Origin of the sequence: Duganella fentianensis, from assembly GCF_009857835.1 — a bacterium.
Lineage (GTDB): Bacteria > Pseudomonadota > Gammaproteobacteria > Burkholderiales > Burkholderiaceae_D > Rugamonas > Rugamonas fentianensis.
In genome coordinates, this window is sequence record NZ_WWCL01000002.1 from 1 (window position 1) to 25978 (window position 25978).

A 25978-nucleotide genomic window follows, 5' to 3' on the forward strand; every position below is an offset into this window, starting at 1 on the left:
AGCTTGATGACCATAGCAAGTTGGTCCCACCCCTTCCCATCCCGAACAGGACCGTGAAACAACTCTGCGCCGATGATAGTGCTGCAACCAGTGTGAAAGTAGGTTATCGTCAAGCTAGTTATTAAGAAGAACCCCCTTCAGTCGCAGACTGTCGGGGGTTTTTTGCTTTGGACGCCGAAAAGCCACGATACGTTTTGGTGAGTCTTAAATGCAACTAAAATTTCTCTGAATAATTTTTTTCTTTGCAAAATCAATTTAATCGCCTAAATTGATAAAAACGAGAGAAATATGTCGCGGGCAAGGTGCAACAAGGTTATGGCCCGCTTGTTGTGAGCTGGAGGTGAATATGAACGCTTTCAGGGAACGCCTGGCGCGGGCGTCCGACAAAATCGCGCAAAGGTGGCATCTTCTGAAGCCTAACCGTAGTGCTGCGGTTGCTATTCTGCTGGGCCTGACTGTCACGCTGGCAGGCTGGCAGTGGATGCGCATGCAGGAGCGTGCCGACGAAGATGCGCAATTGCAAAGCTCTACCGAGCGCATTCTCGGCACGCTACAGCATCGCCTTGAAAACTATCAGCTGATCCTGCGTGGCGCGGCCGCTTATCGTCAGACCAATCTGGCCATGAGCGATGCCGACTGGCGCCGATATACCGAAGGGCTCAAGCTGTCACAGACCCAGCCGGAACTGCTCGCTCTCGAATTCAGCCCTACGGCAGCCGACACCCTCGGCGCAAACGATGCGCGCCTGTCCGCATGGCTGAAAGCACGCGATAGCGGGCAGCCCAGCATGAGCGGGCCGCTGGCAGCAAACGTTGTGCCAGAGGCCGGCAAAGGCTTGCTGGTGGCCTTGTATCTGCCCGTGTACCGGCCAGACGCTGCATTGCTGAGCGTAGAGCAGCGCCGCGCTGCAGTGCAGGGCTCTATGGTTGCGCTGGTGCGCCTGGATGTGCTGCTGAACCGCGTGCTGGTGCGCGCCTATCCTGACGCGTCTGTGCAACTGTATAGCGGTGTTCTGGCCGATCCTCAGTGGCAGGTCTACGGTAGCCGTAAATCGTCGGCCAAAGAGCTGATGGCGAGCCGTCAGCTGTCATGGGGCGGACGCTCTTGGACGATGGTGGTGCGTTCGCGTGCATCGAGCGGCTTCGATAGGCATAGCTGGCAGTGGCTGTTGTTCGGCCTGTGCGTGAGTGTGGCGCTGACCTTGCTGCTTAACCATCAGGCCATCATCCGGGCGCGCGCTGATACGGTGACGCGCATGATGAGCCGGCGCCTGCTGCGTAGCCAGACCGAGTTGCGTGCCGTGCTGGATGCGGCACCGGAAGGCGTGCTGAATCTGGACAGTGATGGCTGCGTGGTGTCGGCCAATCAGGCCGCGGAACATATTTTCGGTGTAGCCAGCGGCAAGCTGTTCGGCGTGAAGCTGGAAGTCCGTGTGCCGGGCTTTGACCGCGAACAGCTGGATGTTCTGTGCAGCTCGGTGATCTCGACGGAAGGGCAGATGCCCATGATACGGGCCGAAGCGACAGGCATGCGGGCCTGTGGTGCACGCTTCCCGTTGGCGCTGAGCCTGCGTCGCTTCGAGCTGGATGGTGAGGTCCATTACTCGTTGATGCTGCGCGATGTCAGTGACGAGAAGATGGCCGAGGTGATGATGCAGCAGAGTTTGCGGGACCTGGCTGCAGCACGCGAAACACGGGCCGTAACGGTCTAGGTACGCAGCAAGAAAAACGGCGCTCAGTGAGCGCCGTTCTTTTTTATGCTTCTTCCTTTTCAGGCAGGGCAATCTGATTGTCCGTGCTGAACTGGTAATCCTTGAAGATATGTTCGGCAGTCAGCAGCTGGTATTCGCCGTTGGCCTTCTTGTGCGTGGTGTCCTTGAGGCGGTAGGTGTAGTGGCCGCAGGTCCAGCAGTTGAAGTTGCGCATGTGGGTGCACAGACAGGTCTTGTCCATGATGACCAGATTCTTGTCGGTACCCTTGGCTTCCACTTCGCGGTTGTACGAATTGATGTAGGCGCAGTTGCCGGTCGAGTCCAGCAGATAGCCATACGATTCGCAGCCGGGACGGATGCCGGCGCCGATGGCCGGGGTGTTCTTCAGCATACGCATCGGATAGCCGGTCGGGGAGACGCCGTTGACGATGATGTCTTCTTCGCTGGCCTTGAAGTATTCCTGTTTGACCTTGTCCGGCAGGCCGCATTCCTTGGCCACGGTGAAGCGGGTGGCGACCTGCACGCCAGCGGCGCCAGCTTCGAGGAAGCGTACCGCGTCGCTACCGGTGAAGATGCCGCCGGCGGCGATCAGCGGAATGTCGAGATTCTCCGCTTTCAGGTAGTCCAGCAGTTCCTTGGTGATGGTCATCAGGTCGTACTCGGCCCAGTCCATGCCGAAGCCCAGATGGCCGCCGGCCAGCGGGCCTTCGACGATCACGTAATCGGGCAGACGGTCCAGCTTGGCGTTCTTGCGCAGGAAGATCTGCAGCGCGCGTACCGACGAAACGATGATGCCCAGCTTGGCTTCACGGAAGCGCGGGTGATCGGCCATCAGCGCGAACGAGCCGAAGTGCAGGCCGGCCGACAGGGTGATGCCGTCCACACCGGCATCCAGCGCCGCGTTCAGACGGGTGCGCAGGGTTTCGCGCGGGCCGTTCATGGTCAGCTTTTCCATGCAGTTCACGAAGATCAGGCCCGGGCCTTTTTTCGCTTCCATGGTTTTGCCGATATGCAGGCGCTGCGCTTCGGCCAGATTGGCCAGATCGAACTGCACCAGCGCCTTGTCCATGTTGTTGATGTTGTGCTTGTAGAGCTTGGTCTTCTCTTTGACGAAACCCGTATCGAAGCGGCGGTCCGACACATCTTCGACCATGGCATCGGAAATATGGCCGATACCGCCCAGACGGGCTGCTTCCAGCGCCAGTTCCGAGGTCGAAATATCCACACCCATTCCGCCTATCATGATGGGCACATACTCGTTTTTGCCAAAGCGCAGGCGGAAATCATCAACACGTTTCATTGCTATCCTTAGACTACCGAAAGTGGTTGCCGGGCAGTGGGCCCGGCGTTAGCGCAGTAGTAGCGCGCAGGAAGTCCGAGACGATTGTACTCCTGCTGTACTACAGCTTTGTGACGGCACGTTCTAGCGTGCCGGTATGGTTTAATCGCGGAAGTTGTTGAACTCCAGCGGGGTCTCGGGTACTTCTTTACGCAGCAGTTGCATGGCAGCTTGCAGGTCGTCGCGCTTGGCACCGGTGACGCGCACGGAATCACCCTGTATGCTGGCTTGCACTTTCATCTTGCTATCCTTGATGACGCGGACGATTTTCTTCGCATCATCGGACTCGATGCCGTTTTTGACCTTGATCACTTGCTTGACCTTGTCGCCACCGATTTTCTTGATCTCGCCTTCATCGAGGAAGCGCACATCGACTTTGCGTTTAGCGAGTTTATTGGTCAGTACATCGCGTACCTGTTGCAGCTGGAATTCCGAGTCCGCAACCACGGTCAGTTCTGCTTCTTTTTGCTCGACCGAAGCACCGGTGCCCTTGAAATCGAAGCGCGTGGCGATTTCTTTCTGGGACTGCTCGACCGCGTTTTTTACTTCGATCATATCGGCTTCAGAGACTACGTCAAACGATGGCATGCTTGTTTCCTTTTCGTGTGGCCTGCAGCGGCTGCGTAAGCCGTGCATCAAAGGCTGATATTTTAACGGACAACTGTCCACAAGCCGCCATATACACCGTGGTTTTTTACGGGTTTGGCTCTATAATCGTCAAAATATTTTGCTTTTCTTCTTCATGTCCTCCCTCTCCGCGATCCAGTACGATTTTCCTCTGCAAACTCTTAACACTTTTGGCATCGCCGCGAAGGCGCACGCATACTTGCGCGTGACTGAAACCGAGCAACTGTTCGGTGTATATGCTGATGCCATATGGGCTACTTCATCGAAGCTAGTGCTAGGCGGGGGGAGCAATCTGCTGTTCACGCAGGATTTTGCCGGTCTGGTACTGCACATGGATCTGCGGGGTCGCGAGCATGTGCGCAGCGATGCTACGCATCACTTTGTGCGGGCTGCCGCCGGTGAGAACTGGCATGCGTTTGTGCAGTGGACACTTGTACATGGATATGCAGGACTGGAAAACCTGTCGCTGATTCCGGGCACGGCCGGTGCGGCGCCCATTCAGAACATTGGCGCCTACGGAATCGAGATCAAGGATGTGCTGCACAGCGTGACGGTATTCGATGCCGCCACCCGGAGCACGCGCGAAATGCTGGCCGCCGAGTGCCGCTTCGGCTACCGCGACAGCATCTTCAAACAGCCGGCAGGGCGCGATCTGATCGTGCTCGACGTGACGTTCGCACTGCCGCGCGCATGGCAGCCCAATCTGCGTTATGCCGAACTGGCAAACGCCGTGGCGCAGCAGAATCTGGCTGCGCCCACGGCCCAGCAGGTGGCCGATACGGTGATTGCCATCCGCCGCCGCAAACTACCCGATCCCGCGCAAATCGGCAATGCCGGCAGCTTCTTCAAGAATCCCGTGGTGAGCGGCGCGCAATGCGCGGCACTGCTGGAACAGTTTCCCACGCTGGTGCACCACCGTCAGCCCGATGGCAGCGAAAAGCTGGCTGCAGGCTGGCTGATCGACCAGTGCGGCTGGAAAGGGCGTACGCTCGGTGCCGCCGGCGTGTATCCGCAGCAGGCACTGGTGCTGGTGAATCAGGGCGGTGCTACCGGTGCCGAAGTGGTGGCGCTGGCGCGCGCGATACAGGCCGATGTGCAGGCGCGCTATGGCGTGCTGCTGGAACCGGAGCCGGTGTTTATCTAGGCAGGGTAGCGGGCTAGCGCGCTAGCTGAAGTGAACAGCGCGCAGGCTGATGCTGCGCGCTGTGAGCGTCTACGTGGACGATTAGCCGAAGTGGCAGACGTAGTCCAGCAGTTCTACCGTTTCGATATCGAAGCTGGAATTGGCCGCGATGCTGAACGACTGACCGGCGCCGTAGGTGGTCCATTCGCTGGCACCGGCCAGACGGATTTTGCACACGCCGCCGAGAATTTCCATCACTTCCGGTGCGCCCGTGTTGAAGGTCAGGCTGGAAGGGAAGATCACGCCGACGCTTTTCTTGCTGCCATCGGCGAACAACACGTTATACGAAATGCATTTGCCATCAAAGTATTTGTTGGCCTGTTTGACCACGGAGACCTGGTCGAATTGCTTGCTCATGCTGACTATCCTATAAAAAAAAGGCCGCTCAACGAGCGGCCCCTAGATGCGATTATTGACCGCGTTTCAGGCGGGCATTGGCGGCGATGCGCATACGCAGCGCGTTCAGTTTGATGAAGCCCCCGGCGTCGGCCTGGTTGTAGGCGCCGCCGTCTTCATCGAAGGTCGCAATGTTCATGTCGAACAGCGAGTCGGTTTTGGAATCGCGCGATACGACGATCACATTACCCTTGTACAGCTTGACGCGTACCCAGCCGTTCACGGTGGTCTGGGTGTGGTCGATCAGGGTTTGCAGCGCAACGCGCTCTGGTGCCCACCAGTAGCCGTTGTAGATCATCGAAGCGTAGCGCGGCATCAGGTCATCCTTCAGGTGCGCTACTTCGCGGTCCAGCGTGATCGATTCGATGGCGCGGTGCGCCTTCAGCATGATGGTGCCGCCCGGGGTTTCGTAGCAGCCGCGCGACTTCATGCCGACGTAACGGTTTTCCACCAGATCCAGACGGCCGATGCCGTGCTTGCCGCCCAGACGGTTCAGTTCCGTCAGCACGGTGGCAGGCGACATGCGCACGCCGTTCAGGGCGACGATGTCGCCGCGTTCGTATTCGATGTCCAGATATTCAGCCTGGTCCGGTGCCGCCTCAGGGCTGACACTCCAGCGCCACATGCTTTCTTCTGCTTCGGCGCTCGGGTTTTCCAGATGGCGGCCTTCGAACGAGATGTGCAGCAGGTTGGCGTCCATCGAGTAAGGCGCGCCGCCGTTCTTGTGCTTCATGTCGATTTCGATACCGGCGTCTTCTGCGTACTTCAGCAGTTTTTCGCGCGACAGCAGATCCCATTCACGCCATGGAGCGATGATTTTTACGCCCGGCTTCAGCGCGTAGGCACCCAGTTCGAAACGCACCTGATCGTTACCTTTGCCGGTGGCGCCGTGCGAGATGGCGTCGGCGCCGGTGGCGTTGGCGATCTCGATCAGACGCTTGGCGATCAGCGGACGGGCGATCGAGGTACCCAGCAGGTATTCGCCTTCGTACACGGTGTTGGCGCGGAACATAGGGAATACGAAGTCGCGCACGAATTCTTCGCGCACGTCGTCGATGTAGATGTTTTCCGGCTTGATGCCGAACTTCAGCGCTTTGGCGCGGGCCGGTTCCAGTTCTTCGCCCTGACCCAGGTCAGCGGTGAAGGTGACGATTTCGCACTGGTAGTTATCTTGCAGCCATTTCAGAATGACGGAAGTATCGAGGCCGCCCGAGTAGGCGAGGACTACTTTTTTAATATCGCTCATGCTAGTTCCAATGGGTTGAAGTGTGTTTATTTGGTGTCGACGCGACCCAGCAGCAGGTATTCGATCAGGGCCTTCTGGATGTGCAGGCGGTTCTCTGCTTCATCCCAGACCACTGATTGCGGGCCGTCGATGACGTCGGCGGAGACTTCCTCGCCGCGGTGCGCTGGCAGGCAGTGCATGAACAGCGCGTCCGGTGCGGCACGTGCCATTTTGGCGCTGTCCACGATCCAGCCGTCGAAGGCTTTGATACGGGCAGCGTTTTCTGCTTCGTAACCCATGCTGGTCCACACATCGGTGTTGACCAGATGCGCGCCTTCGCACGCGTCGGACGGGTTGTCGAAGAAGGTGTAGCGTTGGGTCGAGACCAGCGACATGTCCATGTCGTAGCCTTTCGGGGTGGAGACATTGACGTGGAAGCCGAATACTTCCGCTGCCTGCAGCCACGAATACAGCATGTTGTTGGCATCGCCTATCCACGCCACGGTCTTGCCCGTGATGGGGCCGCGGTGTTCGTAGTAGGTGAAAATGTCGGCAAACACCTGGCAAGGGTGGTGTTCGTTGGTCAGACCGTTAATCACCGGCACGCGCGAATTGGCGGCGAAACGCTCGATGATGTCCTGACCGAAGGTGCGCACCATGATGATGTCGCACATGCGGCTCATCACCTGACCGGCGTCTTCCACCGGTTCGCCACGGCCCAGCTGCGAGTCGCGCGTGTTCAGATAGATGGCGGCGCCGCCCAGCTGGTGCATGCCCGCTTCGAACGACAAGCGGGTACGGGTGGAGTTCTTCTCGAACACCATCACCAGCGTACGGTCGATCAGCGGGTGGTAAATCTCGTAGTTCTTGAACTTCCGTTTGATCAGGTGCGCACGTTCGATGACGTATTCGTATTCTTCCAGCGTGAAATCGGAGAACTGCAGATAGTGCTTGATCGGTTTTTGGATAGACATAGTGGCAACGAACTGAAAACAGCAGCGGAAGTGCTGGCTTGAGACTACAGGCCTGACCAGCTGAACCGGTCAATTATAAAGGCAATTCGGTGCAAAGGGCGAATTGCCGCAGATTCTCCTGTCTATACAGCTGGCGCGCGGCTAGTATGGCGCTAGCATGCGCGCGCCACCGCCGCCGGCGCCCGTTCCGCAGCGGTAGATAAACGGCTCAGGTATAGATCTGGGTAGTGGTGGCCTGCTGGTGCTGCGGTGCCGTCAGGGGCAGGTCTAGCGTGAAGCAGGTGCCGGCCGGCGAGCTCTCCACGCTGATCTGGCCACCCAGTAGCGAAGTGACTATGTTGTAGCTGATTGAAAGTCCCAGCCCGCTGCCACCCTGACCGAGCTTGGTGGTAAAGAAGGGATCGAAGATGCGCGACATGTTCTCCGCCGCGATGCCGCTGCCGTTGTCGCTGAAGGTGAGTAGCACGCGCTCGGCCACGGGCGTCTGGGCGCGCAGGCGCATCAGTCCGCCCTGTGCGCGGCCGAAGGCATGTAGCAGGGCGTTGTTGATGAAGTTGGCGATCACTTGGCCGTACGGCCCCGGATAGCTGTCCATCATGATGTTATCGGGCAGTTCCAGTTCGATGCGGTGGTTGGCGGCCCGCACCCGGTTCATCATGGTGGCAATGACTTCGTGGCTGACCTGATGCAGGTTGAAGCTGCGCCGTTGCTCGGTGGTGCGGTCGACCGCCACCTGTTTGAAGCTGTTGACCAGATCGGCCGCGCTGGTCAGGCCGCGCATCACCAGTTCGTGTGCCGTGCGCGCATCGCTCATATAACTGGCCAGTTCGGAACGGCGCAGGCCGGGGCCGTCGAGGCGGGTGGCCAGTTCCTCGGTCTTCTGCGCCAGCGTGCTGGCGATCAGCAGGCTGTTGCCGATGGGCGTATTCAGTTCGTGCGCCACACCGGCCATCAGCGCACCCAGTGCGGCCAGCTTTTCCTGCGAGACCAGCTGGGTCTGGGCATCCTTGAGCTGGCGGTAGGCTTGCGCATTATCGAGCGCAATCGCGCCATAGGCACACAGGGTACGGAACATCAGGCGCTCGCGGGCGCCGAAGGCATCGGCATGCTGGGCCTGTACTGTCATGGCGCCCAGCGTGCGTTCGCCCACGATCAGCGGCACATACAGGGCGCTGGCCATGAGCTGGGTGCCGGGCGCCAGCACGATATCTTCCGGCCCCACGTTGGGGATGTAGATCTCGCGCCGCTCGCGCAGGCAGCGCGCTGCATTGGCACGCGGATGCTGCAGGGGGATGGTATTGCCCGCCAGCTGGCGGCCGTTTTCCATGCCGAACACGCGGCTGATGTTGTTGCCATCGCGGCTGACCAGATAGATGGCATAGGTATTGGCCGGCAGCAGCGCCTGCACGTGGCGGTTCAGCGCCGCATACACGGCGCCGGCATTCAGGTGGGTGGTGATTTCCTGACCGATGGCCGACAGGCGCTCCAGCGTATCGCTGGTCTGCTGCAGCAGTTCGGCGCGGCGCGCTTCCGAGGCTGCCAGTTCGCGGTGGTGCAAGCCTTCCGCGCGTGCCTGTTCGGTCTGGTGATGCACCTGCATGGCGATGGCGCGGTTGGTGGCTTCCTGGCTATGGGTTTTCTGCCGGGCTGCAGCCGCTGCCTGGGCCGAGGCATAGGCCTGGGCATAGTCGCCGATGTTGGCGTATTCGCGCCCCAGTGCATCGTGCAGGTCGCCGGGCAGGGTATAGCCTTCGATGCCGGCCGCCACCTGCAGGGCCAGATGTAGATAGTGCAGGGTGGCGTTGGGTTCGGTCATGCCGGCCGGTGCGGGCAGGGCGTGGCGTTCGTGGATCAGGGCCAGCACGCGCAGCGCTGCCACATGGTTGTACAGATTGGTCTGCTCGGCGGCCAGCGCCACCGCACGCAGGGCGATGCTGCGCGCTTCGATAGGCCGATCGAGGAAGCACAGGGCATGGGCCTGGCCGCGCCGCGCGATCGACTGGAAATCTGCCTGCTGCATGGCGTCGGCACGGGCCTGCATGCGCTCGAAGGCTTCCAGTGCGGTGACATAGTCCGCCTGATCGAGCGCCAGATCGCCCAGATAGGACAGGGCATGGGCATAGCTGCGCGCACCGGGCAGAGGTGTCAGCACCTGCAGCGCTTCGCGCAGCAGTTCTTCGGCTGCATCGAGCCGACCCACGCGGCGCATGGTTTCGGCCGTATGCACGAGGGCCGCACCGATGCTGCGCGGCCAGCCGGTAGGGCGGGCCAGATCGAGCGCGCTCTGCATCCATTCCAGTGCGGCATGGTGGTCGTTGAGGCAGGTGAAATTCAGGCCGATGTTGATGGCTGCCGTGACGGCCACGCGGATCTGGCCCGTTTCCAGCGCGGCTTCGTAAGCGCGGATGTAGTAGCGCACGGCCGCGCCATTGTTGCTGTGCTGGCTGGCGGCCAGTCCGATGAAATCGTACACGCCGGCCAGTACGGCAGTCGGGTAATCGTGGCTGGTGGAGAAGCGTTCGCCCCAGCGCCGTTCGGCCGAGGTCAGATCATGCATGACGGCCCAGCGCGCCGTGGCAGCTTCGGCGATGTCCACCCGCTGCTGGTCGTCGACGCTGCGGGCGGCGGCGGCCATCAGCTCCAGTTCTTCGCCGGCCTGCTGATGGTTGCCGTGGTCGATGGCGATCCACGCGCGCAGCCAGTGCGCATCGGCGCAGCCCTGATGGTCGCCCAGATGACAGAAGGTTGCGTAAGCGGGGTTGAGCAGTTCGCTGGCCGTTTCCAGATTACCGGCCAGCCAGACGGTTTCCGCCTGCACCAGCTGCAAACGGGCGTTGAGCTGGCGCTGATGGGCATCGGGCAGGGTGGAAGCGGCCAGCAACTGCAGGCATTCCTGCACCAGCAGCACGGCACGTGCACTGTCGCGCTGGCGCAGATGCCAGCTGAGCGGCAGCAGTACGGGCAGCCGTGCAGGGCCGCGCAGCGACAGCAGGGCGCGCTCCCAGCGTGCTAGCTCATCGTCGTGCGCGAACATCTCCATCGGCTTCCTTGCAGCGTAAAAGTTGCGAATTGCTTTTGGGAATTATACGGCGCAGCGCGCCACACGGGCTAGTATGGCGCGAAGTTATTGTCGTTAATACAGCGTTTGTGCTGATTCGTGCAACAACTGCCCGTACAGAGTATGCCGCATTTTGGCAATTTTGCCATCGGCGATGGCATCGAGTACGGCGCACTGGGGTTCGCTCAGGTGGCGGCAATTGTAGAACTTGCAGTGGCCGAGGTAGGGCGCGAATTCGACAAAAGCCCGTTCCAGCATGCCTTCGCTCAGGTGGTAAAGGCCGAATTCCTGAAAACCGGGCGAATCGATGATGGCCGAATCGGGCCCTAGTTCGGGCAGCTGGTAGAGACGGGTAAAGGTGGTGGTGTGCTTGCCCGTATCGAGTGCGGCGGAAATTTCGCGCACGGCGATATCGGCTTCCGGCACCAGCAGGTTGATCAGCGAAGATTTGCCCATGCCGGACTGGCCTATCAGTATCGACGACTGGCCGGCCAGCAGCGGCTTGAGCGTGGCCAGGGTCTGCTCGGGCTGGGCCTTGGCCGACACTTCGTACACAGGGTAGCCCAGCGCTGCGTAGGGTTGCACCCGTTCGCGCGTTTTCGCCAGTGATTCCACCACGTCGGTCTTATTGAGGATGAGGTGGGCTTTGATGCCGGCCGCTTCGGCCGCCACCAGTGCGCGCGACACCAGATCGTCGGCAAAGCCCGGCTCCGTCGCCACCACGATGAATAGCTGGGTCAGATTGGCGGCCAGCAGCTTGGATTTGTACTGGTCCGAGCGGTACAGCAGGGTGCGGCGTTCGCTGATCTCGTCGATCACGCCCTGATCGGCCGAGGTGCGGGTCAGCATGACCTGATCGCCGACGGCCACATTGGTCTTCTTGCCGCGCGTGACGCACTGCAGTTTTTCGCCGTCCGCTTCGGCCAGATAGTGGCGGCCGTGGGCGGCGATGATTACCGCCTGCAGCTGTTCGCCGGTGGCGTCGATGCCATTACCGCGCTGGGCCCGTGCCTTGCCGCCTGCGCGGCCATGTTTGGGCGCGCTCATGCGGCCGCCGCTTGCAGGTGACGGATGCGCACGCTGGCGGGCGGATGGCTATCATAGAAAGCCGAATGCAGCGGGTCGGGCGTTAGCGTCGAGGCATTGTCTTCGTACATCTTGACCAGTGCCGACACCAGATCAGCCGCCTGCGCGTGCTTGGCAGCGAAGGCGTCCGCTTCGAATTCGTGCTTGCGCGAACTCAGCGAAGTGAGCGGGCCAAACAGGAAGGTGAACACGGGCAGCACCAGCATGAACAGCAACAGCGCCATGGCGTCGTTGCCCTGACCGGGCAGCAGCAGCGGATCGACGCCGAGACCCGTGTAGAACCACAGCTGGTTCTTCAGGTAGCCCAGCAGGGCGAGGAAGGCCAGCGACAGGGCGAACATCATGACGATGCGCTTGATGATGTGCTTGAGCTTGAAGTGGCCCAGTTCATGCGCCAGCACGGCTTCGATTTCCTGCGGCTGCAAACGCGACAGCAAGGTGTCGAAGAAGACGATGCGCTTGTTGGCGCCAAAGCCCGAGAAGTAGGCATTGCCGTGGGCGCTGCGCTTGGAGCCATCCATCACGAACAGGCCTTTGGATGCAAAGCCCACGCGCTCCATCAGGCCTTCGATGCGCTGCTTGAGCGCGGCGTCTTCCAGCGGCGTGAATTTGTTGAACAGGGGCGCGATGACGGTCGGGTACAGCACCATCATCAGCAGCTGGAAGCCGCTCCATACGGCCCAGGCATAGAACCACCACAGCGCGCCCGATTTTTCCATCAGCGTCAGCACCAGCCAGATCAGGGGCAGGCCGATTACAGCGGCCAGCAGCGCGCCTTTCAGCATGTCGGCAAAGAACAGGCCGGGTGTCATCTTGTTGAAGCCGAAACGCTGTTCCAGATTAAATTGCTTGTAGTAGTCCAGCGGCAGATCGATCAGGCCGGAAATTACGGTGAAGGCCGCCAGCAGGGCCAGCTGGTAGACCATGCCGGGACCGGTGAGCTGGAATACATGCAGCGACAGCCATTGCAGGCCGCCCAGCAGGGTGAAGGCGATCAGCACACCGGTGCTGATCAGCAGGCTGACCAGGCCCAGCTTGGTGCGGGCGATGGTGTAATCGGCCGCCTTCTGGTGGGCGGCAAGGGGGATTTTCTCGGCAAACTCGGCAGGAACGGCGCTGCGGTGGCTCAGTACATGGCGGATCTGGCGCGAAGCGAGCCAGAAACGCACGATCAGCGTCAAAATGATGAAAGAAACAAACAAAATCGAAAACGCGAGTGAATACATTCTATGCCTGTGAGAAAATGGCAGATTAGGATTAATTAAGCCAAGAGAGAATTATGTCACAAGCTAACGAATTGCCAGAAGGTTCCGTACCCGCCGCCGCCAAGCCGGTGCAGAATGAGTTCAATCTGGTGTGGGTGGATATGGAAATGACGGGTCTGGAGCCGGACACCGACCGCATCATCGAAGTGGCCGTGGTGGTCACCGATATGCACCTGAACGTGCTGGCCGAAGGCCCCGTGTTCGCCATCCACCAGAGCGATGAAACGCTGGACAAGATGGATGCATGGAACAAGGGCACGCACGGCCGTTCCGGCCTGATCGACCGCGTCAAGGCGTCCACCGTGTCGGAAGCGCAGGCCGAAGAAGAGCTGATCGCCTTCATGAAGCAGTGGGTACCCAAGGGCAAAGCGCCGATGTGCGGCAATACCATCGGTCAGGACCGCCGCTTCATGGTGCGCTACATGCCCAAGCTGGAAGCCTTCTTCCACTACCGGAACATCGACGTCTCCACGCTGAAAGAACTGTGCAAGCGCTGGAAACCGGAAATCGTTGCCGGTTTCAAGAAGCACCAGAAGCACACGGCGCTGGCCGACATCATCGAATCGATCGAAGAACTCAAGTACTACCGCGAGCACTTCATCAAGCTGTAAGTCGCTTGCAGAGCTAGCGGCAATAAAAAAGGGTCAGGCTAGCCTGACCCTTTTTGCATCGTGATGCTGCGCTTATTCGTCGGCGCCGCAGCACTTCTTGTATTTCTTGCCACTGCCGCATGGGCAGTCGTCATTGCGGCCCACTTTAGGCTCGTCGCGCTTGACGGTGCTGACAGCAGCCTTGCGGCGCGGTACCCAGAACTTGTGGATGGCCGGCAGGTTGGCTTCCAGGTCCAGCGCCAGTTTGTGCGCTTTCACGGGATCTTCCACCAGCGGCAGCTCGGCTTCGTCGATTTCGTCCGCGCCCAGCAGATAGATGGGCTTCATGAGATCTTTGACATCCGATTCCCAGATTTCATTCCACGAACCGGGGCGCAGTTCCATGCCTTCCCAGAAGCCCCAGCACCAGGCTTCGGCGTCGATCAGGGTCTGGCCTTCGTGTTCGTGCTCGACGAACAGCGGTTCGAATTCTTTCGGTGCCACTTCGAACGTCACCAGCACTTCGTTCATGAAGCGCATGATCAGGTTGAGGATGCGTTCCTCTTCCTTGGCGTGCTTGAATTTCGGCACGTCGGTATCTTCCTGACCCCAGACGCGTTTCAGCCACTCGGCTGGCATGATGGTTTCCGGGCCGATGGCGATGGCGGTCAGGTAGCCGTGCAGCATGTCCATGGTCATGGCATCTTCAGGGCTGCGCTCGGACAGCAGGAAGCTGTCGAGTTCGTCGAATTCTTTTTCGCTCAGGGGCTGGTCGAGTTGCATAATCTGCTCTTTTTATTGGTTGGAAGCCGACAGTATACACGCCGGCCCCTTACAATGCCGTTATGAACCAAGATGACTATGACGACGAGGCGGCCGATGCGCGCGCTGCAGCGCTGGCCGCTGCCATGGCCGGACCGCTGGACAGTACAGTGGACCAGAGCCAGCCAGTGGCACACCCATATGCGGCACTGACGCCCGATTGCGTGCTCGATGCACTGGAAAGTCTGGGCATCCATAGCGATGGCCGGCTGCTGGCCTTGAATAGCTATGAAAACCGGGTTTATCAGGTGGGCGTGGAAGAGGGCGCACCGCTGGTGTTGAAGTTCTACCGTCCGCAGCGCTGGAGCGATGGCGCCATACTGGAAGAACACGCTTTCACGCGCGAACTGGCCGAACAGGAAATCCCCGTGGTGCCGGCGCAGCTGCTGGGCGGCCAGACACTGCACCACTATCAGGGCTTCCGGTTTGCCGTGTTTGCCCGTCATGGCGGCCGCGCGCCCGAACTGGGCGACCCGCAAGTGCTGGAATGGACGGGCCGCTTCATCGCCCGCATCCATGCGGTGGGTGCGCAGAAAGTCTATACCGAGCGGCCGGCGCTCGATATCGCTACCTTCGGCCACGAGTCCTGCGCCTTCCTGCAGCAGCAACGCTTTATTCCGCCCGATCTGGCTGCAGCCTATGCCAGCGTGAGCCAGCTGGCGCTGGAGGGCGTGCAGCGCTGCTACGACCGCGCCGGCGAACTGCCCCAGTTGCGTCTGCATGGCGATTGCCATGGCGGCAACGTTTTGTGGACTGATGCGGGCCCCCATTTCGTCGATTTCGATGACAGCCGCATGGGCCCCGCCATTCAGGACCTGTGGATGATGCTGTCGGGCGAACGCAGCGAACAGGTACGCCAGATGGGCGACATACTGGCCGGTTACGAAGATTTCTGCGAGTTTTCGCCGCGCCAGATGCATCTGGTGGAAGCCCTGCGCACGCTGCGCCTGATGCATTACTCGGCCTGGCTGGCGCGGCGCTGGGATGATCCTGCATTCCCGCTGGCTTTCCCGTGGTTTAACACCCAGCAGTACTGGCAGGACCGCATACTGGAACTGCGCGAGCAGGTGGCCCTGATGGACGAGGCGCCGCTGGCGATCTAGCGAATTAGCGGGATTTTCCCGCTCTGCTTGGCTTTAGGCGCTGGACTCCCCTGTCCGATAATGAGAACTCAGAAATCCCGGCGGGTGCCGGGGTACATCGTCTAGCGAGAGTTCTCATGCAAGCACAACTGGCCCAGCGCGACAGCGCCCAAGACAGCGGTAACCTCGGCAATGCCGGTACGCAGTTGCAACCATCGGTGTCCCTGCATGATCCTGACGATGCGCCTGCCACGCCCCGTGCTGCGATGGAAATGAAGGCCATACAGGAAGCTATCGCCCGTGTCGAAGCGGACGCCAAGGCTGCCTGTGCTGCCGAAAGCCGCGCCCACGCCGAAGCCCGCGCCCGTGCGCTGGCCGAAGACCGCGCCGCCATGGATGCTGCCGCTGCCGCCGTAGCGCTGCAGAATGCCCAGGCTTCCGAAGACGCCATCAGCGCCAACCGCGAACGGCTGGAATCGCTGCGCGCTGCCGCCCAGGCCAGCGTAGCCCGGCTGGAAGCAGTCAAACAGGAAACCGCCGAACTGCGTGCCCGCGTGGAAGCCGATACCCAGATCCGTCTGGCGGCCGAACAGCGTGCCCGCGCCGAACAGGAAAGCCGCCAGCGCGCCCATGAGCAACTGGCTGCCGAAGCCGAGCTGGCCGAACAGGTAAAACGCGCTGCCTCGGAACTGGAAGCCCAGACCGAACAGGCCCGCATGCAGGCGGCCGAACGTGTCGCCGCCGTGGAAGCGGCCAAGGAAGAAGTGGTGGGCATCGCCAGCGCCGATGCGCGCGTTGCCACGCTGGCCCGCGAGCGCGAGCGTCAGGCCCATGCTGCCCGCCAGACGGCGCAGATGCTGGCCCAGGCCGAAGCGGAAGCACTGGAACTTACCGTCAAGCGCGAACGCGCCGACCAGATCGCACTGGAAGCCTCGCTCAACCGCGCTGCGGCCGAAGTGCGCGCACTGGAAGAAGCCCGCGCACTGGCCCATCTGGAACAGGAACGCGAGCAGATCGCTCTGGCCAAGGCCGAATCCGACCGCAGCGCCGCCCAGTCGCTGCACCTGCGCCTGCAGACGGAAAAGGAAATCCGCGATGCCGCCATCCACCGCGAACGTCTGGAAATGGTAGCGGCTGCCAGTGCCGAAGCACGCCGCGAAGCCGATGCCAAAATCATTGTCGCCACCGAAGCCCGTATCGAAGCGGACAACCAGCTGCGCGCCGTCTCGCTGTCGCGGGTGCAGGCCGAACAGGAAGCCGAGCTGGCCACGCTGGCCAAAGTGGAAGCGCAAAACCAGCTGACCGAACAGGCCCGCCAGCGCGAAATCGCCGATGCCGCCGCCGCCGATGCAGCGCGCAGCGAACGCGAAGCCCAGCAACATGCCACCGAGCTGGCGCAGCAGCAGGCTGCCCTGACGGCCGAGGCGGCACAACTGATAATCAGCCAGAACGCTGCCGCCGCACAGGAAGTGGCCACGCTGGCCGAACAGGTAGAAGCCCAGCGCGTGGCCGATGCACTGGCCCGCGACAAAGCCGAACATGCCGCTGCACTGCTGGCCGCCGAACAGGCGCGCGCCGAAGCCGAGCAGCAGGCCATCGCTGCACTGAAAGAAAAGCTGGCGCTGGAAGAGCAGGCCCGTAACGCCGCGCTGATCCGCACCGAAGCCGAACGTGCCCAGGCGGAAGCGCTGGCCCAGAAACAGGCGGCTGACCAGCGTCTGGCCGCTGCGGCCGAACAGGAAGCTGAAGCACTGCGCGTCATGGCCGAGCAGACCGCACTGGAAGCGGCACAGAAAGAAGTGGCCGCTCAGGCTCAGGCTGCACAAGCCCGTCTGGCGCTGGAACTGGGCGAAGTGACGGCTGAACGTGCCCGCGTCGAACAGGAAAAAGAAGTGGCTGCCGCTGCGCTGCTGCAGGCCGAACAGGAATTCGTCGAAGCCGAGCGCAAGTCGCTGGCGCTGATCGACCAGAAACTGACCCAGCAGCGTCTGGCAACGGCCGCGGAAAACCGTGCTTCGGAAGCCATCGCCGGCCGTCTGGCTGCAGAAAAAGCTGCCGTGCACGATGCCCGTCTGGCTGCTGAGGCCCAGCAGGCTGCCGAGCAGGCCGTGGCTGATAAAACCGCAGCCCAGCATGCACTGGTGGAAGCTGCCATGGCCCACGCGACCATGCAGCGCAAAGTGGCCGATACCACGGCTGCCATGACGGCCGCCAAGATCAAACAGCTGGAACTGGAAACCCGCCGTCACGCGGCTGCCCAGAAAGCGCTGGCTGCCGTGCAGGCTAAAGTGGCCGAGGCCGAGCGCCTGTGCCAGAGCGTGGAAGATGGCTCCATCGTTGCCACCCTCGATGCTGCCCGTGCCCGCAAGGAAGCTGCCCGTCAGGGTGCCATGGCGGAAGGCAAACCGGTGAAAGCCGTGTGGCGCGCCCGCTAAACCCTGAGGAGGGCCGGTACCACGGCCGGCATTGAATACCGACGACCACACTTTGCTGTGGTCGTTTTTTTTCTGCGGCCTTAGTAGCTGTAGCCCAGACCCAGCATCAGCAGGTCGGCATCGCGGTGGTAGTCGGTGACGACGCGGTTCAGTGTCAGGGTACCGACCATGCGTTTGCTGAAGTGGTAGCGCGTAGCCAGCGAAGCCAGCCCCGCCTTGTGCGAACGGGTGCCCGGTACATCGTGCACTTCGAAAGCCAGATACGGGCCTACACCCATACCCAGTTCCAGATGGGTGGTGAGCGAGCGGATCAGCCAGAGCTGGGTCGCCACACCGTTGCGGTGGGTGGCCGGCGTGCTGCCTTCGTTGAGGTAGTTGACGGTCCAGTCCACGTAGCGCCCCACGGCACGGCGGTATTCGAGGCTGTAGGCGCGCGAGCGTTCCGACTCAAAGCTGTTGACGATGCTCTGTCCGGCCAGCAGAGTCAGGGTATCGTCGGTGGACGGGCCATCGAGGTGCAGCTTGTCGCCGCGTACGCTGTCGAAGCGGTAGCCCACACCCAGCATCAGCGAAGTGGTGGGTTCTTTGGCACCCTGCGGGACCACCCGGTTCAGCTGCACCTGGGTGTACCAGCGCTCGCGATGGTGCCATAGCGCCTGCACGCTGTAGATGGGCGCCCAGCCGTGGTCGTTGATGTAGGGACCGTCCGCTGCGCCGTGTGGGCGCGAGGTATCGAAGAAGTAGTACTGGCCGGCGCCCACGGCCCATGACAGGCCGTTCTGGCCCACGGGCGTGCGCAGCCAGAGCTGGCCGGAAATGCCGTCACGATGGTGGTTATGCGGATGGCCTTCGTTCAGATAGCCCAGGCTGAGAGCCAGATAGTCGCCTACCGGATGGACGTAGTTGAGCCCGACGGCAAAGCTGTGCTGCTGCGCGCCGCTGACCCACAGGCCGCCCGCCTGGGCCGTCAGATCCTGTCCCTGTGCGCTGGCGGCGCACAAGGCGAGGGCGAGGGTGAGGGTGCGCAGTCTGCTCATGGTCACGGGGTGGGCTGGATCTGGACTTTGGTGATGTAGTACTCGGTCTCGCCGAAGCACTGGGTCGGTATGCCTTTGTGCTGGGCGTAGGTGAGCAGCACACGTTTGCCGGTCGCGGCCATCAGTTGCTGGGCCACGGCCTCATCGCGCACGCTGAATTCGAATTTTTCCGGAATCGCGCCCGGCATCGAGGTCAGCAGCATTTCGCCTTCCCAGGTCTTGCACACCCAGCCACGGCTGGAAAACTTCTGCAGATAGCCGGCCCGCTCGCCGTCCGAATAGGACAGGTGCAGCATGATCCAGACATAGGCAGCAAACAGCAGCAGGGCGGCCAGCAGCAGGCCGGAGAAATACAGGGTGACGCGTTTGGCGATGATCATATCGTCTTTGTTCTTTCTGCAATGTTTAAAATTCTATCATGCGGCCAGTTGCTGCCTGTGGCGCACCGAGGACCATAGCGAGACGGCGATGAAGGCTACGCCGGACAGGCCGGTAAACCATTCGGGGATGTGGTATTCCACGCTGGCCAGCATGATCAGGGCGAGGATGCCGATGGCGTAATGGGCGCCGTGTTCGAGATAGACATACTCGTCCAGCGTGCCTTTGTGCACGAGGAAAACCGTAAGCGAACGCACGAACATGGCGCCTATGGCCAGCCCCAGCATGATGATCACCACATCGCTGGTAATGGCGAAGGCGCCGATCACGCCGTCGAAGCTGAACGAAGCGTCCAGCACTTCCAGATACAGGAAGCCGCCGATACTGCCACGGGCGAGGCTGCCGGCCACGGCGCCCACGCCCGCTTCCGTGGTGTCGTCGTCGTCATCTTCGGGTTCGGCTTCTTCCAGCAGGCCGCTGATCCAGCCGACTGCCAGATACACCAGCACGCCCAGCACGCCGGCTGCCAGCACCGTGTATTTTTCCGCCGCCGGCACCAGACTGACGCAGGCGAACACGGCCCCCAGCGTCAGCAGCACGGCCAGTGCTTCGGTGCCGTGCTGGCCCAGTTTTTCTTCGGCCCAGCCCAGCCAGTGCAGTTCTTTTTCTTCGTCGAACAGGAAATTGAGGAAAACCAGCAGCAGGAAGGCGCCGCCGAACGCCGCCACCTGGGCGTGGGCACCGGTCAGATAGCGCGCATATTCGTCCGGCGTAGTGCTGGCCATATGCCAGACATCAAGCAGGCCCAGTCCCGTGGCCAGCGACACGATCAGCAAGGGGAACAGCAGACGCATGCCAAATACGGCCACCAGTATGCCCACCGTGAGGAACAGCTTCTGCCAGAACGCATTCCAGTGGCGCAGCACGCCTGCATTCACCACGGCGTTATCGAACGACAGCGAAACTTCCATCACACCGAGTACGGCGGCGATCCAGACAGCCTGCAATAAACCGGCGCTGCCGCCGTGCTGATAGCCCCAGTAGGCGGCCAGAGCCAGCAGGACGGCAGTAACGAAGAAGGAGAAACGGAAGGCTTGCATAGTGGGTTTTGTGGAAATGTTAAGTGTAACAACAGCTATATTACCTGCTTCCGGGGAGGGGAGGCCATCTGCGATAATGGCGCCAACTTCATGCAGCCAACTTCAAGCTAAGGATTTTTTATGGATATCGCGTATCTGGTGACACCGCTGCTGACCTGGGTGACGGTCGGCCCTATCAAGTTTCTGATCAATAGTGCCAAAGCCCGTCAGTGGGCCTTCAATCTGGTCGGCAACGGCGGTTTTCCCAGCAATCACAGTGCCGTGGTGTCGAGCATGGCCACCCTGATTGCACTGCGCGAAGGCATAGGCCATCCTGCCTTCGGCGTGGCGGTCACACTGTGCTTTATTGTGATTATCGATGCCAACAGCCTGCGCCAGCATGTGGGCAAGCAGGCTGCGGCCATCAACCGGCTGGCGGACGAGACGGGCTCCAAAGCCCACCACTGGCTGCGCGAACGCATGGGCCACACACTGGTGGAAATTGCCGGCGGCCTGTGCACCGGTATCGCCATGGGCCATTTGATCCACGCCCTGTTCGGCCGCGGCTAAGGCAGCGGCCAGCCGGACAGCTAGGCAGCGGGCTCAGGCTCGCTGTCCGGCCACTGTCCGCGCCAGCCGGCTTAGCCGGAAAAGGACGGCGCAACGGACAGTTTTACCCCGGTTTTTGCCCGTTTCCGGACAGTTTACGCCCCGCTGGCTTGCAATCTGCTGCCCTCCGGACATCCCGCTTATTTGCAGTCCATCCTGTTATTTCGCAGTTCAGCCCCCGTTTTTCCCCTCCAGTCGCAGCTGCGTTGACCATTTTCCAACACTAGCCGATACTCTGCGCCCTGTAGTCTGGCTCAATTATATTCAGCACCTCGGTGCCACTTTCCGGAGATCTTTTATGTTGCGCAAATCTTTTATCGCTCTCGCCGTTGCCTCAGCACTGGTGGCGTGCGGCAAATCCTCGCATGAGCCAGAAAAAGCCAGCGCCAGTGCTTCCGCCAGCGCCAGTGCCAGTGCCGGTAAAGATGGCAAGACGGCAGGCAAGGATGGCAAGCAGGAGCCGCTAGTTACCCTGCAGATGTCGCCCGAAGATACGGTGACAGTGGAATCGAACGCGCTGGCCTCCGGCCCCGTGATTACCGGTTCGATCGAACCGGAGCGCCGTGCCGACCTGCGTGCCGAAGTGAGCGCCGTGGTGGTGCAGGTGCTGAAGGAAAACGGTGAAGCCGTGCGCAAGGGCGATGTGCTGGTGCGCCTCGATGAAACGGCGATCCGCGACAGCGTGAATTCGGCCGATGAAGCCACCCGTGCGGCCGAGCAGACGCTGGCCCAGGCCCAGCGCATGTTCGAACGCCAGACCACGCTGCGCAGCTCGGGCATGGTCTCTACCCAGTCGCTGGAAGATGCCGAAATCCGCCGCAACAATGCGCAGAGCGATCTGGCTGCGGCCAAGTCGCGCAGCGTATCGGCCCGCCAGCAGCTGACCCGCACGCTGGTGCGTGCACCGTTCGACGGCATCGTCAGCGACCGCAAGGTGTCGAACGGCGATACGGCGCAGATCGGCAAGGAACTGATCAAGGTGATCGATCCGCACAGCATGCGTTTCGAAGGCAAGGTCTCGGCCGACAAGATCGGTGTGGTCAAAGTGGGCCAGCCCGTGCTGTTCCGCGTGAATGGCTATCAGGGCCAGAGCTTTAACGGCAAGGTCAAGCGGGTCGATCCTGCGGCCAGCTCCGTTACCCGTCAGGTAGAAGTGCTGGTGGACTTTGCCGATGCCACCCAGCCCGGCGTGGCTGGTCTGTATGCCGAAGGCCGCATCGAATCGCAGATGTCGTCGGCGCTGATGATTCCGCCGTCGGCACTGGTGCAGACGGGCGATACGGCTTACGTCTGGCGCGTCAAGGGCGGCACCCTGTCGAAAGTGAATCTGACGGTGGGGGCACGCGACGAGCGCAGTGGCCGCTGGCAGGTGCTCAGTGGTCTGAACAATGGCGATATGGTGGTGCGGGTGCCGGGTTCCGGCTTCAAGGAAGGCCAGAAAGTGGAACTGAGCACGCCTAAGGCGGTCGCTTCGGCTTCCTCCACCGTGGCAGAAAAATAAAGGATAGACAGCCATGTTTTTATCGGATTTCAGTATTAAACGGCCCATTGCGACGATTGTCCTGATCGTGGCCATGATGTGCCTCGGTCTGATGGCGCTGAAAAAGCTGCGCGTCAACCAGAACCCCGATGTGGAAGTACCGTTCATCGTGGTCAACATCCCGTATCCGGGCGCGTCGCCGGAAACGGTGGAACGCGAGATCGTCAACCGGCTGGAAAAGTCGCTGCAGTCGATCACGGGTGTGACGGAAATTAACAGTACGGCGCAGGAAAGCGCGGCGTCCATCTTCATCCGTTTTACCTTCTCGAAGAACCTGATCGAAGCCTCGGACGAGATCCGCAACGCCATCGCTGCGGTGCGCTACAAGCTGCCGACCGAGATGCGCGAGCCGATATTGCAGCGCATCGACCCGTCGGCCCAGCCGGTGATGCAGCTGGCGCTGTCGTCCAAGAGCCAGAGCCATGCCGTGATTTCGCGTCTGGCCGAGGACAAGCTGGCCGACCGCTTCCGCGCCATCGATGGCGTGGCATCGGTGAATATTGACGGTGCCCTGCGTCGCGAGCTGAGCGTGCTGCTGAAGGCCGAGAAACTGCGTGAATACAATGTGTCGGTGGGCGAGGTCGTGAATGCGCTGCGCAACCAGAACACCAATGCGCCGGTGGGCAAGGTTCGTGGCGATCTGGGCGAGCAGTCCATCCGTCTGGTGGGCCGTATCGAACGTCCGGAAGAGTTCCAGCAAGTTGTGGTCAAGCGCAATAACGGCGAGCTGGTACGCCTGTCGCAGGTGGCCACCATCGAAGACGGCTTTGCTGAAATCAATAGCCTGAGCGTGCGCTCGGGCAAACCGAACGTGGGGATTTCCATTACCCGTTCGCGCGATGCTTCCACTGTGACGGTGGCCAAGAAGATCCGCGAGATGGCGGAAGAAATGCGCAAGGAACTGCCGCAAGGCACCGTGCTGGAAGTGACGGAAGACGACGGCGAAAATGCCGAAAGCAGCCTGAACAACGTGATCGAATCGCTGGTGTTCGGTGCCGGCCTGACCATCTTCGTGGTGTATGCCTTCCTGAACTCGTGGCGCTCGACGCTGATCACGGCACTGAGCCTGCCGACGTCCGTGCTGGCCGCCTTCATCGGCGTGTGGCTGTGCGGCTTTACGCTGAACTTCATGACGCTGCTGGGCCTGTCGCTGGCCATCGGCGTGCTGATCGACGACGCCATTGTGGTGCGGGAAAACATCGTGCGCCACATGCAGCTCGGTGCCGACCGCCGCACGGCAGCGCTGAAAGGCACGGCCGAAATCGGTATGGCCGTGGCGGCGACGACCTTCTCCATCATGGCCGTGTTCATTCCTGTGGCGTTCATGCCCGGCATCACGGGTGAATGGTTCCGTCCGTTCGCGCTGACGGTGACCTGCTCGGTCGCGGTATCGCTGCTGATCTCGTTCACGCTCGATCCTATGCTGTCGGCCTTCTGGGGCGATCCGCCCGATCACCACACGGCACCGCGCAAAGGCTTCGAGAAAGTGCTGGCCCGTTTCAACCACTGGTTCGACCATCAGGCCGACCGCTACGGTAACGTGATTGCCTGGGCGCTGCATCACCGCCGTTCCATGGCCGTGATCGCCGTGCTGACCTTTGTGGCAGCGCTGGGCCTGCAGGCCAAGTTCGGCGGCGCCAGCTTCGTGCCGTCCTCGGACTGGGGCACCATCGCCATCGATGTGCGGACGCCGTCGTCGAGCTCGCTGGAGTACTCGCGTCTGAAGCTGGAAAAAGCCGCCGTGATTGCCCGCAGCATCAAGGAAACCAAGGAAACCAATAGCTATGTGAACCTGAGCGGTGGCCGCATCTATGTGGACATTGGCAAGAAGACCGAGCGCAAGCGCGGCGCCATCGAAGTGGCCAAGGAATTGCGCGAGAAGCTGGCTGGTCTGGTCGGTGCCGAATACACGGTGCTGGACGACCTCAGCAACGGTGCCCGCAAACCGGTGCAGATCGAATTCACCGGTGCTGATTCGCGCAAGCTGATGGAAATCACCAACGTCTTCATGGACCGCCTGCGTAAAGTGCCGGGTGCGGTCGATGTGGGCCTGTCCGAACAGGACCCTAAAGATGAGCTGCAGATCGAGCTGAACCGTGGCCTGGCCAATTCCATGGGCATCGCTGCCGGTGATGCAGCGCAGGCTCTGCGGGTGGCGTTTGCCGGTATCGAAGTGGGCGACTGGGTCGATCCGACGGGCGAATCGCGCGACGTGGCCGTGCGTCTGGCACCGGAAGACCGTACCAGCTCGGAAAACATTGAGCGCCTGCCGATCGCCGTGTCCGGTACTAACCAGATGGTGCCGCTGGACCAGATTGCCCGCGTCACCATGGGCAAAGGCCCGTCCACCATCAAGCACAAGGATGGCAAACGGGTGATCTCGGTCAGCGCCAACGTGCAGGGCCGTTCGCCCGGCGAAGTGACGGCCGACGCCATGAAGCTGGTGAAAGATATCGACTTCCCGCCCGGCTATGGTCTGGCACTGGGCGGCGCGGGCAAGGACATGAATGAAGTGTTCGGTGCCATGGCAATCGCGCTGGTGGCCGGTGTGGGCCTGATGTATCTGATTCTGGTGATGCAGTTCGGCTCGTTCACGGCGCCGCTGGCCGTGATGCTGTCGCTGCCGCTGTCGCTGATCGGTGTGGTGCTGGGCCTGCTGGCGACGAATAGCACGATTAACCTGATGAGTCTGATCGGTGTGATCATGCTGATGGGCCTGGTGGCCAAGAATGCGATCCTGCTGCTCGATGCGGCCCGTAAGCGCGAGGAAGAAGGCTTTGGCCGGGAAGATTCGCTGATGTACGCTGGCCGTATGCGTCTGCGTCCTATCCTGATGACTACTTTTGCGCTGATCGCCGGTATGTTCCCGGTAGCGCTAGGTCTGGGCGAGGGTGGCGAGTTCTACCGTCCTATGGCGATTGCGATTATCGGCGGGACCATCACCTCGACCCTGCTGACGCTGCTGATGGTGCCGACATTCTACGACAGCATAGAAATCAGCAAGGACCGCGCCGTGGCCAAGTTCCAGCGCCGTGTGGCACGCTGGACGGTGGCACCGGCCTTCGTAATGACCTTGCTGGAAGCCGTGCTGACGCTGCTGTTCGTCCGTGCCGTGTACCGTGGTGTGCTGGCGCTGGTGGCCAAGGTGACGGGCCGCAAGGGCAGCGGCCTGCCCGGCGCACCGCTGCCGGACGCGCACTGATGCGGTGGCAGACGCGCTATGCCTAGCGCGTCTGCATCAAGTCCGGCGCATCGTAACTAGGGTGGGGTGCACGGGCAGAATGCGACAGTTGGTTTCAATTATGCTAACTCTCGTGTGCTCCCTGCCGTTGCAGCGGAGGGGCGGAAGGCGGAGCGCCGGTGGCGCCCGCTGTAGCAAGGGGGTAGCGCTAAGTTGTTGTTTTAAAAGCATTTAAACAGGGCCGTCATGGCCCTTTTTTTACGCCCGTGTACAGAGCATCCGCTCGGTTTCAAGGTTTTCTTTAGTGTGTGCACTCTAACAACTTGCCTTTTGGTTTGTTTTATAAGTGTAGTATGCTGCT

20 protein-coding genes and 1 rRNA gene are annotated in these 25978 nt (G+C 61.2%); 9 read left to right on the plus strand and 12 right to left on the minus strand.

From position 1 onward, the window contains the following. Positions 1-2: 2 nt before the first annotated feature. Together rrf and GTP23_RS07785 are read left to right on the plus strand one after the other, a co-directional pair. A 5S ribosomal RNA gene (gene rrf, locus GTP23_RS07780) occupies positions 3-115 on the plus strand. Positions 116-346: 231 nt separating this feature from the next. After that, complete coding sequence (locus GTP23_RS07785; RefSeq protein ID WP_161034694.1) at positions 347-1711, plus strand: CHASE domain-containing protein; 1365 nt, start codon at positions 347-349, stop codon at positions 1709-1711. 43 nt (positions 1712-1754) lie between these two features. Here the strand turns inward: GTP23_RS07785 and GTP23_RS07790 are convergent, their stop codons facing one another. Then, complete coding sequence (locus GTP23_RS07790; protein ID WP_155436564.1) at positions 1755-3011, minus strand: nitronate monooxygenase; 1257 nt, start codon at positions 3009-3011, stop codon at positions 1755-1757. 141 nt (positions 3012-3152) lie between these two features. Then, positions 3153-3638 (minus strand): YajQ family cyclic di-GMP-binding protein, encoded by a 486-nt coding sequence (locus GTP23_RS07795; protein WP_161034695.1) that lies wholly within the window; start codon positions 3636-3638, stop codon positions 3153-3155. A 154-nt stretch (positions 3639-3792) separates the two neighbouring features. Between GTP23_RS07795 and murB the strand changes: the two genes are divergently transcribed. Further along, a complete protein-coding gene (murB, locus tag GTP23_RS07800) occupies positions 3793-4821 on the plus strand; it encodes a UDP-N-acetylmuramate dehydrogenase (protein ID WP_161034696.1) in 1029 nt (342 codons plus the stop codon). An 81-nt stretch (positions 4822-4902) separates the two neighbouring features. On the opposite strand, the gene ppnP is transcribed toward murB, so the two are convergent. The 6 genes from ppnP to GTP23_RS07830 all read right to left on the minus strand — a co-directional run bounded on the left by ppnP (position 4903) and on the right by GTP23_RS07830 (position 12825). After that, a complete protein-coding gene (gene ppnP, locus GTP23_RS07805; protein ID WP_161034697.1) occupies positions 4903-5217 on the minus strand; it encodes a pyrimidine/purine nucleoside phosphorylase in 315 nt (104 codons plus the stop codon). Positions 5218-5269: 52 nt separating this feature from the next. Beyond that, positions 5270-6502, minus strand: coding sequence for an argininosuccinate synthase (locus GTP23_RS07810; RefSeq protein WP_155436560.1), 1233 nt, complete (start codon positions 6500-6502; stop codon positions 5270-5272). 26 nt (positions 6503-6528) lie between these two features. Next, entirely contained in the window at positions 6529-7455 is a 927-nt protein-coding gene (gene argF / locus GTP23_RS07815) for an ornithine carbamoyltransferase (protein WP_161034698.1), read from the minus strand. Positions 7456-7663: 208 nt separating this feature from the next. Then, a complete protein-coding gene (locus tag GTP23_RS07820; protein WP_161034699.1) occupies positions 7664-10495 on the minus strand; it encodes an ATP-binding protein in 2832 nt (943 codons plus the stop codon). A 93-nt stretch (positions 10496-10588) separates the two neighbouring features. After that, positions 10589-11560 (minus strand): ribosome small subunit-dependent GTPase A, encoded by a 972-nt coding sequence (rsgA, locus tag GTP23_RS07825; protein WP_161034700.1) that lies wholly within the window; start codon positions 11558-11560, stop codon positions 10589-10591. Beyond that, on the minus strand, positions 11557-12825 hold the full coding sequence (locus GTP23_RS07830) for a M48 family metallopeptidase (RefSeq protein WP_161034701.1): 1269 nt from the start codon (positions 12823-12825) through the stop codon (positions 11557-11559). Before GTP23_RS07830 ends, rsgA begins: the two co-directional genes overlap by 4 nt. Positions 12826-12878: 53 nt before the next feature. On the opposite strand from GTP23_RS07830, the gene orn reads away from it, so the two are divergent. Further along, entirely contained in the window at positions 12879-13475 is a 597-nt protein-coding gene (gene orn / locus GTP23_RS07835) for an oligoribonuclease (RefSeq protein WP_196308816.1), read from the plus strand. Positions 13476-13547: 72 nt separating this feature from the next. Here the strand turns inward: orn and GTP23_RS07840 are convergent, their stop codons facing one another. Further along, positions 13548-14237, minus strand: coding sequence for a UPF0149 family protein (locus tag GTP23_RS07840; RefSeq protein ID WP_155436555.1), 690 nt, complete (start codon positions 14235-14237; stop codon positions 13548-13550). 125 nt (positions 14238-14362) lie between these two features. On the opposite strand from GTP23_RS07840, the gene GTP23_RS07845 reads away from it, so the two are divergent. Both GTP23_RS07845 and GTP23_RS07850 read left to right on the plus strand, forming a co-directional pair. Further along, on the plus strand, positions 14363-15379 hold the full coding sequence (locus GTP23_RS07845) for a serine/threonine protein kinase (RefSeq protein WP_443093190.1): 1017 nt from the start codon (positions 14363-14365) through the stop codon (positions 15377-15379). Between the two features lie 116 nt (positions 15380-15495). Then, positions 15496-17793 carry a coiled-coil domain-containing protein gene (locus GTP23_RS07850; protein WP_161034703.1) on the plus strand — a complete coding sequence of 766 codons (2298 nt, stop codon included), beginning with the start codon at positions 15496-15498 and terminating at the stop codon, positions 17791-17793. 80 nt (positions 17794-17873) lie between these two features. On the opposite strand, the gene GTP23_RS07855 is transcribed toward GTP23_RS07850, so the two are convergent. Genes GTP23_RS07855 through GTP23_RS07865 form a run of 3 tightly spaced genes read right to left on the minus strand, consistent with a single transcriptional unit; the run spans position 17874 to position 20308 of the window. Further along, complete coding sequence (locus GTP23_RS07855) at positions 17874-18830, minus strand: hypothetical protein (RefSeq protein ID WP_229256007.1); 957 nt, start codon at positions 18828-18830, stop codon at positions 17874-17876. A gap of 2 nt (positions 18831-18832) precedes the next feature. Then, positions 18833-19210, minus strand: coding sequence for a DUF8785 domain-containing protein (locus GTP23_RS07860; protein ID WP_161034705.1), 378 nt, complete (start codon positions 19208-19210; stop codon positions 18833-18835). A gap of 36 nt (positions 19211-19246) precedes the next feature. After that, positions 19247-20308 carry a DUF475 domain-containing protein gene (locus GTP23_RS07865; protein WP_161034706.1) on the minus strand — a complete coding sequence of 354 codons (1062 nt, stop codon included), beginning with the start codon at positions 20306-20308 and terminating at the stop codon, positions 19247-19249. Positions 20309-20428: 120 nt separating this feature from the next. Here GTP23_RS07865 and GTP23_RS07870 point away from each other — a divergent pair, with 120 nt between their 5' ends. The 3 genes from GTP23_RS07870 to GTP23_RS07880 all read left to right on the plus strand — a co-directional run bounded on the left by GTP23_RS07870 (position 20429) and on the right by GTP23_RS07880 (position 25638). Continuing rightward, positions 20429-20857: a divergent PAP2 family protein gene (locus tag GTP23_RS07870; RefSeq protein WP_155436550.1), complete on the plus strand. Its 429-nt coding sequence runs from the start codon at positions 20429-20431 to the stop codon at positions 20855-20857. 337 nt (positions 20858-21194) lie between these two features. Then, positions 21195-22397 carry an efflux RND transporter periplasmic adaptor subunit gene (locus GTP23_RS07875; RefSeq protein WP_161034707.1) on the plus strand — a complete coding sequence of 401 codons (1203 nt, stop codon included), beginning with the start codon at positions 21195-21197 and terminating at the stop codon, positions 22395-22397. Positions 22398-22410: 13 nt separating this feature from the next. Further along, positions 22411-25638: an efflux RND transporter permease subunit gene (locus GTP23_RS07880; protein ID WP_161034708.1), complete on the plus strand. Its 3228-nt coding sequence runs from the start codon at positions 22411-22413 to the stop codon at positions 25636-25638. The last annotated feature ends 340 nt before the right edge of the window (positions 25639-25978 follow it).